Annotated in this window: 9 protein-coding genes; 4 read left to right on the top strand and 5 right to left on the bottom strand. The window is 44.9% G+C overall.

What is annotated here, in order from left to right; translation table 11 throughout:
• Positions 1 to 358 precede the first annotated feature (358 nt).
• Positions 359 to 1,234, top strand: a complete 876-nt coding sequence (locus tag MSSIT_RS03065) for a DNA integrity scanning protein DisA nucleotide-binding domain protein (protein WP_048174470.1) — start codon at positions 359 to 361, stop codon at positions 1,232 to 1,234.
• Positions 1,235 to 1,378: 144 nt separating this feature from the next.
• Complete coding sequence (locus MSSIT_RS03060) at positions 1,379 to 2,098, top strand: DUF1614 domain-containing protein (RefSeq protein WP_048169908.1); 720 nt, start codon at positions 1,379 to 1,381, stop codon at positions 2,096 to 2,098.
• A gap of 356 nt (positions 2,099 to 2,454) precedes the next feature.
• On the opposite strand, the gene MSSIT_RS03055 is transcribed toward MSSIT_RS03060, so the two are convergent.
• The 5 genes from MSSIT_RS03055 to MSSIT_RS03035 form a co-directional block, all read right to left on the bottom strand.
• Positions 2,455 to 4,644 carry an S-layer protein domain-containing protein gene (locus tag MSSIT_RS03055; RefSeq protein ID WP_231590391.1) on the bottom strand — a complete coding sequence of 730 codons (2,190 nt, stop codon included), beginning with the start codon at positions 4,642 to 4,644 and terminating at the stop codon, positions 2,455 to 2,457.
• A 363-nt stretch (positions 4,645 to 5,007) separates the two neighbouring features.
• Positions 5,008 to 6,060 carry an mRNA surveillance protein pelota gene (locus MSSIT_RS03050; protein ID WP_048169903.1) on the bottom strand — a complete coding sequence of 351 codons (1,053 nt, stop codon included), beginning with the start codon at positions 6,058 to 6,060 and terminating at the stop codon, positions 5,008 to 5,010.
• Entirely contained in the window at positions 6,057 to 8,309 is a 2,253-nt protein-coding gene (gene rqcH / locus MSSIT_RS03045; RefSeq protein WP_048169901.1) for a ribosome rescue protein RqcH, read from the bottom strand. The genes MSSIT_RS03050 and rqcH overlap by 4 nt, the downstream gene beginning before the upstream one ends.
• Before the next feature lie 184 nt (positions 8,310 to 8,493).
• On the bottom strand, positions 8,494 to 9,363 hold the full coding sequence (locus MSSIT_RS03040; RefSeq protein WP_048169900.1) for a formylglycine-generating enzyme family protein: 870 nt from the start codon (positions 9,361 to 9,363) through the stop codon (positions 8,494 to 8,496).
• A gap of 25 nt (positions 9,364 to 9,388) precedes the next feature.
• The gene (locus MSSIT_RS03035; RefSeq protein ID WP_048169896.1) at positions 9,389 to 9,667 is read right to left on the bottom strand and encodes a hypothetical protein; all 279 of its coding nucleotides are present in this window, start codon (positions 9,665 to 9,667) and stop codon (positions 9,389 to 9,391) included.
• 204 nt (positions 9,668 to 9,871) lie between these two features.
• Between MSSIT_RS03035 and priS the strand changes: the two genes are divergently transcribed.
• Positions 9,872 to 11,116 carry a DNA primase catalytic subunit PriS gene (gene priS, locus MSSIT_RS03030; RefSeq protein WP_048169894.1) on the top strand — a complete coding sequence of 415 codons (1,245 nt, stop codon included), beginning with the start codon at positions 9,872 to 9,874 and terminating at the stop codon, positions 11,114 to 11,116.
• Positions 11,082 to 11,807, top strand: coding sequence for a DNA replication complex subunit Gins51 (locus MSSIT_RS03025; RefSeq protein ID WP_048169892.1), 726 nt, complete (start codon positions 11,082 to 11,084; stop codon positions 11,805 to 11,807). The genes priS and MSSIT_RS03025 overlap by 35 nt, the downstream gene beginning before the upstream one ends.
• The last annotated feature ends 337 nt before the right edge of the window (positions 11,808 to 12,144 follow it).

Here is a 12,144-nt window from a genome sequence, read left to right as displayed (position 1 = left end):
TAATTCAGGATGCCGTTTTCCAGAAAAAATTGTAAACCTGTACGACCGGACTGAATTCAAAAAAATGGTAGAGATAAGAGACTGGAATTGAGGGCAAAATAAGAGAGAAAGAGAGAAAATGAACCAGACCCAGAACAATTATAATATATAAAATATTACACTACACAGTAAACATGCCTGTCAAATGTGCAATTACCGTAAATGTTAACTCTGAGAACTAATGTTAACCTATGGGGACAACATTAGTTAAAAGAAATAATAATTATCTTCGAAAGCAAACAGCAGAATATAAATTAGCTCAGAACAAAAAAGCAGGACTGCAAATATAGTCGGGTAAAAATAAAAAGGGGTGGAAGATATAGACAGAGCGCATATAATTGCAGAAGCGGCCGCCCGTATTTCTCAGGAACTTGACGCTGCCGCAATTATGGTCTCAGGAGATATGAACTTTGAGGGGACCGAAACCGGAGGGATTCCGGTCTATTATATCTCCATGCGCCCGAAAAGCATAATAGACCACCTCGTGGCAACCGGCAAAGAAGGGAAAAGTCCTGTAAAAGAGCTCAGCGACCAGCTCAACCGGGAAGCTTCGGGTAATGTTGACCACCTGCAGCATGCCGCAGCTATAGAGTACGTGCTTGAAGGACCAAAAAGCGGAACAATTGTCGGGGTTGTCGAAACCCGCGGTTCCAGCTCTATCATAGTCCACAGCCTCGATGAAAACCCCCTGATAAAAGCAATGAAAGAATGTGAAGAGCGAGTCCGACCTGAAGTCATGAATGCAGTTCTGAAAATTGCTTTTGATATTGCCCTTACAGGAAGAGAAGGGAAAAAAATAGGAGCGGCTTTTATTGTAGGCGATTCCGAAGAAGTCCTGAAACGCTCCCATCAAATAATCCTTAACCCTTATGAAGGTCACGAAGAAACCTACAGGAACATCCTTGACAGGAAAAACTGGGAGTCAATAAAGGAATTCGCTCAGCTTGACGGAGTTTTTGTGATCGACGAGACAGGTTTTATACACGCAGCAGGGAGATACCTTGACGTGGACGGGAAAAATATTGATATTGAAAAAGGATTGGGAGGACGGCATGTCTCAGCAGCTGCCATCAGCAGGGATACGGTAGCAATCGCAGTTACGGTCTCAGAGTCAGGTGGAATCCTGAGGGTCTACAAAGATGCAAAAGAAACCATCTGCATGGAATCCTTACAGCCTGCGACCAGATACATCTGAATCCGGGATTCAGACAAAATATTTAACTACCTGTTTTAGAAGTCGCCGGCAAAGGTCTGAAAATCCGAATGAAAACGGATACTAATTAATAAGAGTGAGAATAACTCTGAACATGCAAAAAACCGGAGAAAAGAGGGTGATTCCGTGAACAGACAGATTTTCTACTTACCTTTCAGCCTGGGATTCTTTTTCCTTTTAATTCTCATCATGATCTTCGGGCTTGGATCTCTGTTTCTTGGAATTATCGTTTCTGCCTTCATGAAAATAGGATTCTCCGCAGAAGATGCGCTTTTAATCCTGCTCCTGTCCCTCCTTGGAAGCGGAATCAATATCCCACTGACAACCCTTAAGTCTGACACCCCTGTTGTCAGGGAAAATCATGTAAAGGTTTTCGGGGTCTCCTACAGGATTCCTGTCCGGGAGATGGTCAAGAATGAAACCTTACTTGCAATCAATGTAGGAGGAGCAGTTATACCTGTCCTGATTTCCGCCTATCTTCTAACTCAATTTTCATCTGCCATCTATCTTGCAGGAGTCGGGGTAGCAGTTGTGGCAGCCGTAACCCATTCCGTAGCAAAGCCGATCCGGGGGGTAGGCATTGCAACTCCGGCTCTGGTTCCACCGCTGACAGCAGCCCTTACCGCAGTCCTGCTTACTTCATTAATCCAGCTCTCCGGCTGCCCTGTAGAACCCTGCCGCGTTATCATTGCCTACACGGGAGGAGTACTCGGGACCCTTATAGGAGCCGACCTGCTTAATCTGGGGAAAATCAAGAACCTCGGAGCTCCGATCGCAAGTATAGGAGGAGCAGGAACCTTTGATGGAATATTCCTCAGCGGATTTATCGCCCTTCTCCTGATCTGAAATAGATTAAGCTCTGATTAATTGATCGCTCTATTCCCAGGCCCTGGGACGGATTTTTCATTTTTCTCCCTGCGCCACACGGGATATAGGCCAGCCTGTAAGGCAAGAAAAAATAACCTGTAAGCAGGTACTGCAATTAAGAGGACCAATATACTGAAAAATGAACTTCGTGCTGAAAGATATATCCCTTAAGCCTGGGAATGAATTTCAATTGGCAGAAGAATATGGTTTATGAGAATTAAGGAAGTAAAAATATGAAAAAAGATAGTAGAGGTATTCTCTCAGAAAATAAATCTCTAAGAGATAATTTTCTAAGAGAATGAATTCCCTATTTTATTCTTCACCTGAAAAACGGATTAACTCTTTTTCCAGAGAGCCACGCAGATTATAACCCCAAGAATCCCGGAAATTATTCCAAAACCGGGGAGTTTAGAGGTTTCCTCTGCGGCTTCTTCGGGTTGACTGCTGTTATCTTCGTCCGCTATTTCGGCAGAAGATGCTCTGTAATCAGAGGAGACATCAGACCCTTTTGACTCCGAGGTCACGTTGAGATTTTCTGTAGAATTCTCTGCGGATTCAGAGGCGTCTTCAGCTTCGATAACCACATCCGTTACAGGACAAATAACGTAACCGTTAGGAGAAGTACTGCCCTTTCCCTCATCTGAGGTCTGGAAATACCAGGAATCCGTAAAGTAATTCTTTACATCCTTATCAAGGTTTAAGGTAATCGAATCGGTATTTTTGAGAACAAGCTCATCTTCGGAAGCCTCTTTTACCTCAAAGCCCTGGTATTCATCCCCTTCTTTAATAATAAGGATATTACCTTTGTCGATTAACCAGGTGTACTTGAAGACAGCAAAGGAATCGGTAGCGCTCACAAAAACGGAGTCAACATAGGTGATGAAATAGAGCTGATCGCTTCCGTCCCCGCAATCTGCTTTTGCAGTAAAGGTCTGACTTTCAACAGTCCCGTCTGCATTAATAATCCCGGACTCCAGTTCTTCTCCGTCTTTAGACAAAGAGAACCAGACTTTGTTGCCTTCGACATCAACCTGGTTAACGGTCAGAGAATAGCCTTTCCCGAAGTCCCAGACATCCCCGGCTTTAAGTATTTTTTTATCACTTCCGGACTGGTCGATTACGATGCTTGCAAGCTGGGTAGCATCGTTTTCAACAGTAACATAAGGTTTGCCAAACCAGGGAAGCTTGTAGTAAACCATACCGCCAAGTTCTGAAGGCGTTGTATTTGCATCAAGTCCAAGCTCGGAAACAACCTTGTATTTGTTGGGGAAAGGTCTTGTAGAATATACAAGCTCATCTTCACCAATAACATGGTTTCCGGGATTGCTTTTCCCGAGTTCGTACTGGCCGTCGGTTTCGATATACTGGAGATGTTCTCCAAACCAGTTTTCAGAGGCCACAAGATTCTTATTCTTGTTTATAGAATAGTAAAGGCCTCCAAAAGTGCTTGGATCCCAGCAAAACTCATCCGAGGAAGTTGCATTGGTGTCAAAAGGCATACCTCTCAGAGTGTAAGATCCGGGAGTGCTTAGTTCTTTTACAGGGTGAATAACGTAACCGTTAGGAGAAGTACTGCCCTTTCCCTCATCTGAGGTCTGGAAATACCAGGAATCCGTAAAGTAATTCTTTACATCCTTATCAAGGTTTAAGGTAATCGAATCGGTATTTTTGAGAACAAGCTCATCTTCGGAAGCCTCTTTTACCTCAAAGCCCTGGTATTCATCCCCTTCTTTAATAATGAGGATATTATCTTTGTCGATTAACCAGGTGTACTTGAAGACAGCAAAGGAATCGGTAGCGCTCACAAAAACGGAGTCAACATAGGTGACGAAATAGAGCTGATCGCTTCCGTCCCCGCAATCTGCTTTTGCAGTAAAGGTCTGACTTTCAACAGTCCCGTCTGCATTAATAATCCCGGACTCCAGTTCTTCTCCGTCTTTAGACAAGGAGAACCAGACTTTGTTGCCTTCGACATCAACCTGGTTCACGGTCAGAGAATAGCCTTTCCCGAAGTCCCAGACATCCCCGGCTTTAAGTATTTTTTTATCACTTCCGGCCTGGTCGATTACGATGCTTGCAAGCTGGGTAGCATCGTTTTCAACAGTAACATAAGGTTTGCCAAACCAGGGAAGCTTGTAGTAAACCATACCGCCAAGTTCTGAAGGCGTTGTATTTGCATTAAGTCCAAGCTCGGAAACAACCTTGTATTTGTTGGGGAAAGGTCTTGTAGAATATACAAGCTCATCTTCACCAATAACATGGTTTACTGGATTGCTTTTCCCGAGTTCGTACTGGCCGTCGGTTTCGATATACTGGAGATGTTCCCCAAACCAGTTTTCAGAGGCTACTAAATCCTTATGTTTGTTTACAGAATAGTAAAGACCTCCAAAAGTGGTTGAATCCCAGCAAAACTCATCCGAGGAAGTTGCATTGGTGTCAAAAGGCTCTCCGTTGATAGCCGTAGCCGCAAGGCCTAAAGGCGGGAGCAACAAACAGATTGCAAATGCAACAAAAAGTAAAGACAAAGTTTTTTTGATACCTGAATACATAAACATCATCACTTATTTTTATTAAATATCACAAATTGAGCCACACACTACTGGAACGTAAAAGCAAGTAGTTATATAAATTAAACTAAAAGTAACAACAAATAAAGCTGAATAGTTAATAAGTTTTACGAATTTAAACTAAGGAGATTAAAAATAATACAAAATAAAGTATAATAAATAAAAAAGTGGAATTATAAAAAAATAGAATTAATCGCTTAAAAATTGCATAAATTTGTAAAATAAAAATCACAGGAAAAATTAAAAAGAAAATAAGGAATAAAAAAATTACTTGAAGATTATGAAAAGTAAAACAGTTGATATTAAAAGTTCAGTATCAATTCAACCTGTTACTTTGAAGCGGAGCAGAGCCGCAACTCCCCCCAGTTTATGAAGCTTTTCCCCGGGTTCAAAGGCTGTGCTGAATACAACAACCTTCCCCTGTGCCTGCTCAACTTTCATAAGGACTTTGTCTATGTCTTCCCCTTTCTCCCGTCCTTCCCGCAGGGTTTCGTCAGCAATGAGCAGGGTTTCGACAGCCCCGTAGTTGAGGGCATTTTTGACATCCGCAAAACCATAAGCTGCCTTCCCGTCCATTGAGATCTCCCTGAGAAGGTCTTCCATGAGAGAGGACTCCCGGGCTATACGGGACTCCTGCATTATCCGGTCAACAGCTCCCCTGCGGAGCACTTCCTGAAAACCGGACATCCCTATCATGGAGGTGTCTTCGGTGAGCGCCTTTGAAGCCATCTCAGGCTCGATTTCATGGAAATATTTCAGGAAATCTTCTTTGGTAAACCCGGGACCTGCAATCACTATAGAGGCGTCTTCCGGAACCGCATGCCTGAGCTGGTCAACAATTTCCCTGAAAAAATCACTCCTGAGCCCGTTTTCTCGCTTTCCGGAAGACTGCCGGATATGCGAGTAGACCTCAATTCCGTAGTGGCGAACAAAACCAATGTCTGCATCCCCTTCTTCTACTGCCACAATTACAACTTTAGGACGTTTCCCCGCCTCCTCAGCATCCTGGATCCGCTGGAGCTGGTCATTTTTCCAGTGCTCCTTGAATATGGAAATATTGGTCCCGATTTCTACATTGAGGGTGTGATAGGAGCCAGCGTCCATCCCGTGCTCTATAGGGCCGTGGATTCGCAATCTGTTCGCGAATTTATGGAATTCCATTTCCTCGACCCGGATTCCAAGCCTGACCTTTACTTTCTCGACCTTTTCCGGGCGAAGCTTGTCGCTAGCGGCATCGGCTTTCCTTTTTGTGAGAGCAAAGACCAGATCCCCTTTTTCAACAATGTATTTCAGGTGCCAGAGGTCGTCCAGGGTCTCAGCTGTTACGGCAATTTCCCCTTCCCGGCCCCTCAGAGAACGTTTCGTGACCCTCATACCTTTTTCACCCCATGAATTTCAATTTCCGCTTCAATTTCCCCTCTGGCTCCCATTTCAATTTTCAAATCTTCCCCCTCGCCGGCTTCTTCTCCGAATTCCGCTTCAGCTTCTTCTTCACTCCCTTCAAATTCGGGTTCCGATCCGGAAATCCCGCATTCTTCTCCTTCGGACTCGATTCCCTGGCCTTCCCGTGCGGGTTTCTGGTTCCTGAGGTCTGACTCCCCGGCAGGAATCATCATAGCAATCTGGTCAGGAGATGCAATCTGCTTTACAAAGCGCGGGTCACCGAGTTCGTCAGCATAAGTCCTGTAGATTTTCTTTGAGATATCATTCTGGTTGAATTTGCCCGGAACAATTTCAAGGATGTAGTCCCCATGCTTCCTGACTGCAGAAGCAGGACCACCTATAACCCTGGTCTCTCCCTTCAGCTCAAGCCCGACTGCAACTCCGAGAGGGATATCTTTGAAGTAATTGCGCTCTCCTCGGATAACAAATGCTCCCTTTTTCAGGTACTCTCCCGATTCCGGAGTCTTTGTAACCTGCTCGGCTTTAATCCAGTAGCAATCTCCGCTGAACTGTCCGGATTTCCAGAGGCTCGAATAAGAAACTGCAAACCGGGCAACTTCCAGAAGAGTAGATTCCGGTACCTCCTCGCCTCCGGTCTTTACAACTGTAAGAGGAGCCCCCGGAGTTTGGGTATGAAAGACTATATCTCTTTTTTCCATGTATTTTTTGAAAATTTCCTCATTGGTGTCGGCATCCCTTCCCCCTACAACCAGGAATCCATCCGAGGACACAAACCACCTGAACCGATCGTACCAGTGCTTTTTCCGGGAAGCCTGCATCTTTCGCCCTGCCTTTGCAACCTTTGACGCAGTCTTTTTCTCCATTGATTTCTTCGTTTCTTCGATGGCTTTGAGAGCCCCGTCCCTCTTTTTGGAGAATTTCTTCACCTTCTCATAATATTCCTGAGCGTTCTGGGGCACAGTCTTCCGGATATCAAGGTTGACGCTCCTGCTGTCAAGCTCAACGGTTACAGTCCCGGTCTTCTGGTCGATGTTTGTAATCTTTTGCGCAGCAGGCACGGTCTTTTTCGCCTGCTTCAGGATGGAACGGATTTCATCCCAGGAATATCCCTTTGCCCTTGCCCCGTTGAGTACGGAAAAAAGCTCTTCGATAAGCTGGTAATTGGCATAGACAATCTCTGCAAGTGTGTTATTTTTCTCAATTTCTTTTCCGAACTTTTCAAGGCTCCCTTCCTGCTGGAGCAGGCGGCGCTCGAAAACGCCCAGGGTTTTTTCCTTTTTTTCAGCCGCTTTTACTTCGGCGACCTGTTCCAGCGCCTTTTTCCCGAAAAACTCATCAAGTGCCGAATTAAAGGAATCAAAATATTCTTTTTCGAATTCGGAATAACGTTTAAGGTCAAAAGGAACCACATCGAAGGTCTCTATTTTCCCGTTGATTTCTTTTTTCACATGCTGGGGCCTGAGTTTCGGAGCTACCGCTTCACCCTCTACCTCACCTGCAACCCTGCCCGTAAAGAGAGGAGAAAAGAGGTCTTGCAGCGCACCCCGGAGCTTTTCAGCATCCTCTACAGTGGCTCCTTTTGCAGGTTTGGACTTATCGACACCTGCACGTGAACAGGCTTCTTCTGCCAGGACTCCTCCAAGGTTGAACCTTGTGGCAATGGTCCGGACAATATCAGCCGTCGATTTCGAAAACGCCTCCATGAGGTCCGAAACCTTAGCCTCCACCGGGCTCATCTGTGCCTCCGGAAGCTCGTAAATCTCCCCGCTCCTCAACCTTCGGTCCTTGAGGGTCACGGGATTCATGGGCAGGATGATTTTGTTTTCCGAATCCACTATCAGGACATTGCCTCGCGCAAACAGTTCTACAATAAGAGTGCTTCTGACTCCGGCCCTTTCAATCCCTATCTTTATGATCCTGTCGAAGTCGTGCTGCTCGACAGATACGATCCTGCCCCCCATCAGGTATTTTCGCAGAAGCATGGGAAAAGCCTGAGGAATAGTGGGGCTTGCCCGAACGTATTTTGTCATATGGAGGCGTTTTCCTGCCTCGATTACCAGGTTGTCCCTTCCCTGGTGAAAAACGTAAAGGTTGATGCGGATCTCCTCGCTCGCAGGCTGGTAGATCTTCCCTATCTTCGCATCAATAATGGACCTTGGACCCGCTGACAGTTCGGCAACAACCGCAGCAACGTCTGCACTTGACATATCCTGTTTCATAAAGTGGATATAATAGAGGATTCATGTATAAGTGTTTTCCACCCCGAAGTTGCGCCAGCAGAGTTGCGGCTCTGCAGTGCGCTGTCCTTTTCGCTGCGCTCAAGAGGACTTATTGTTGGCGGCAATTTTTGGGGAACCAATAAAAGAAAGCCGGGTGAGAAAAAGAAGTAGGAGTAAAAAGTAGTTACAGTTCCTTCACAAGTCGAAAGCCCAGGTTGGCGAAATGGCTATCATGCTCACGTCCGAAACGGCCCGCTGACCGGCAGGATTCAGCAATGCAGTACCAGCTCCCCCCACGAGAGACCCGGAGAGAATTGTCCAGGTCTTCCCATGCTTTTCCGTCGGAAGGAGAATCGTTGTAGTTTTCGTGCCAGTTATCCTGAACCCATTCCCAGACATTCCCATGCATATCGTAAAGCCCCCAGGGATTTGACTGCTTCCTGCCAATAGGATGAGTTTTACGACCTGAGTTTTTAACGTACCATGCATACTCTTTAAGCTTTGATTCGTCGTCCCCAAAGGAATACCTGGTTTGTGTACCGGCTCGGGAAGCGTATTCCCATTCGGCTTCGGAAGGTAAACGGTATTTATAGGTGTTTTCTGCTGCATTCAGTTTTTCAACAAATTCCTGAACATCATTCCAGGAAACCATCTCAACAGGCAGGGCTTCCCCCCTGAAGTGGGAAGGGGAATTTCCCATTATATTTTTCCATTGTTTTTGCGTGACCTGAAATTTGCCCATGTAAAAGGAGGTTTTAATTGTTACTTTATGGGCCGGAGATTCGGAATCGGACCTTCCCTGCTCTTCAGAAGGAGAACCCATATAAAATTCCCCGGGCAGGACCAGGACAAATTCCATACCTGTAGAGGAGCTAACAGAGGTTTCAGGAGTGATAGAGTTGCCAGACTTTACCACAGCATAAGAGTCTTCAATAAGATACGAATTTTCAACAACATGCGAGTCTGTAACAACATATGAGTCTTCAATTTCTTCCCTTTTCAAATGACTTAGAACTGTATTGATGTGATTTTTAAGGCTAATTCTACTTCCCATAAGACTTCCCCCAAAAGTTCTTATTTCATAACCAGTTTCGAGAGTTCATCAGAGCTATCATGACGTTAACAGGAACATTTATAGAGATATTATATATATTAACAGGAAAGTCATTTCCAGGCTTCTGAGACAATTTATTTTCATTGTATATTAGAGATCTGAAAAAGGAACCTGAAAAATCCAGATGATCATCCGTTTCTTTTATAATTTCAACTTTTCGTCCAATATGGGTTTTTTTAGACATGGTGTATTCTCTGATATTGAATGGGACGGTTTTCAATTGAATTGGATAGATTTCAATCAATAGTGAAACCTCTGACCTGAATCCGAATAGACGAAAAAAACTGTTTTAAAAAAATTCATATAAACAAAAGTAAAATATGAGTTAATATTATCTAAGGAACTTCCGAACAGGAAACTCCTGAGCTTAGAGGACGTCTGGACTTAAGAAACTTCTGACCAAATATACCCAAAAACCATACCCTAAAAACCTACCCAACCCAGAACCATGGACACACGAACCACCCAGTTTTTGAAATCCCGCTTCCAGAAATATTATAAAAACGCAGAGATAGGGCTTCCTGACCACCTGCCTAACCGGGAATGGGCGTTTATCTTCTACGATGATATGCCGGAAAAGATGATGCATCGGCACAAGTCTTTCGGCTCGCCTGGAGAGGCCCTGGACTACCTGTACGGCATGGCCCCTGCACATGTATACAATTCTACGGCGTATTACGAATATCCAGACGCAAAGAAGATGAACGAGAAAAACTGGCTCGGAGCCGAGCTTATTTTTGACCTGGATGCAGACCACCTGCCCAATGCCCCGAGAAACTATGCGGATATGCTTGAGCTCGTGAAGAAGGAGACCCTCAAGCTTCTGGACTTTCTTACGGATGATTTCGGGTTTTCCGAACAGGAAGTACAGCTTGTGTTTTCCGGAGGGAGGGGGTACCACTTCCACATTACGAGCCCGAAAGTCCTGACGCTCGGAAGTTCCGAGAGGAGGGAGATCGTAAATTACGTGAGCGGAAGGGACCTGGAGTTCAAGTACTTTTTCAGGGAGGTTGCAATGGACGGGGACTTCGGAACGGGGTCAAAGACGTTTAAAGGCATGAAGAACGTACCCAGGAAGTGCACACTTGTAGGGTACGACTCCGGATGGGGGAAGAGGATTGCGCTTTATCTTACGGATTACATTAAAAGTGAAAGTGAAAAAAAGTACAAAAAAGATATGTTCCCCGAACTCCGCAGGCATGATAAAGTAGGTAATACCACAATAAAAAAGCTGATCAATATTGCAAACAGCGAAACCGGCTTAAAGGACATTCTGGAAAAAGGAAGGCTGGACTTCGACGTCAGAAACTTTAAGGAAATTGCTGCATACTTTATGCAGGAATCGGCCGAGGATTTTCTGCACAGGTTCGGGGCCAGCGTTGACGAGCCGGTGACAGCCGATATCAAAAGGCTTATCCGTGTGCCCGGGTCCCTGCATGGTGGGTCCGGGATGCTGGTAAAGAAGCTTGCTTTATCCGAGATGGAAGAATTTGACCCTCTTAATGATGCGGTTGTTTTTGGGGAAAGGCCGGTAAAAATAACTGCTTTAAAACCTTTCTCAGTACAGCTGAAGGGCAAGGATTTAAGAATAGAGGAAGGCATACAGGAAGTTCCGGAGTATGCAGCCGTATATCTGATATGTAGAGGTGTTGCAGAATATGGATATCGAAGAAATCAGCCAGATCCTGTATAAGGAAAAAAACCAGACATTGAAAACAATTCCGGCTGATTTTTACCTGGAAGCTGAAAAATATGTCCGGGAGCTTGAAAAAGAGATAGGTAAGATTAATAACCCCCGCTCCCCGGAGTCAAAGATGCTCAACGACGAGCATGAAAGAGCGCTTTCGGACCTAGAGACCATCTTTATGAAAAGGATAGGAAAGGTTATTACCAGGGCAACGATCCAGTCTAATGCTGATAAGCCCATTTCAAAGGATATCGAAAAACTGCTTCCTGCGGAAAAATTGCTGTATGACCTCGTACTTCAGGGCATAGAAGCTGCAAAAACAGAGCTATTAGGACCCATTCTTTACCCTGATTCCGGGAAGACTGCAGTCTGGCCATGTATATGGGCATCAAGGCAGGATCCTGCCTCGGGTCATCCGAAAGAAAAGACAGGAGAGGACAGAACCGCAACTACAGGGAGAAAGAAAGCAGGGACAGAATCGGGCAAAAACAATATAAACGAAGAATATGTTGTTGTCCGAATACTGAAGAACCTGCCCACCTTCACGGGTGCAGACGGACGAAACTATACGGTAAGTGCCGAAGATGTAGTTGTTTTGCCGCAACTGAATGCAACGGGACTGATAAAACGGAATGCAGCAAAACTGATTGCTGCCGGAGAGGGAGGTTCTGGAGAAAGGAATTTCGCAAAGAACTGACTCCTTAAGACATGCAGCTTATTTTTGCCAGAAAAACAGTTGTGAACAGACGTATTCAAGATCCTGCAAACAGCTTATTCGTACCTTCTGAAGAAAAAAGTCCTTCAGGCAATAGTATTAGTATTTATATGTGTAGCTATATCTGTGTAGCTTAACCTTGTTAGCGTGCTCTGACCTCGTCTTCGATATAAGACCGCCACTCATGATATCGAGCCAAAAGAGGACCAGACAATTTCAAACTCATCAATCAAGCTTCCCAAATTAATAATTAATAGCTTCCCAGGAAAAAATAAACGCCATACGTAACGCCATACGTATATTGAATAAGTATATTATC

Source organism: Methanosarcina siciliae T4/M (assembly GCF_000970085.1).
Classification (GTDB): domain Archaea; phylum Halobacteriota; class Methanosarcinia; order Methanosarcinales; family Methanosarcinaceae; genus Methanosarcina; species Methanosarcina siciliae.
The sequence above is the reverse complement of the archived record's forward strand: the minus strand, read 5'-3'. Positions and strand labels throughout refer to the sequence as shown.

Bases quoted from the DNA above. Each gene is read 5' to 3' on its own strand.
- MSSIT_RS03050 (WP_048169903.1), bottom strand. From the start codon at position 6,060: ATGAGGGTCACGAAACGTTCTCTGAGGGGCCGGGAAGGGGAAATTGCC.
- rqcH (WP_048169901.1), bottom strand. From the start codon at position 8,309: ATGAAACAGGATATGTCAAGTGCAGACGTTGCTGCGGTTGTTGCCGAA.
- MSSIT_RS03040 (WP_048169900.1), bottom strand. From the start codon at position 9,363: ATGGGAAGTAGAATTAGCCTTAAAAATCACATCAATACAGTTCTAAGT.
- priS (WP_048169894.1), top strand. From the start codon at position 9,872: ATGGACACACGAACCACCCAGTTTTTGAAATCCCGCTTCCAGAAATAT.
- MSSIT_RS03025 (WP_048169892.1), top strand. From the start codon at position 11,082: ATGGATATCGAAGAAATCAGCCAGATCCTGTATAAGGAAAAAAACCAG.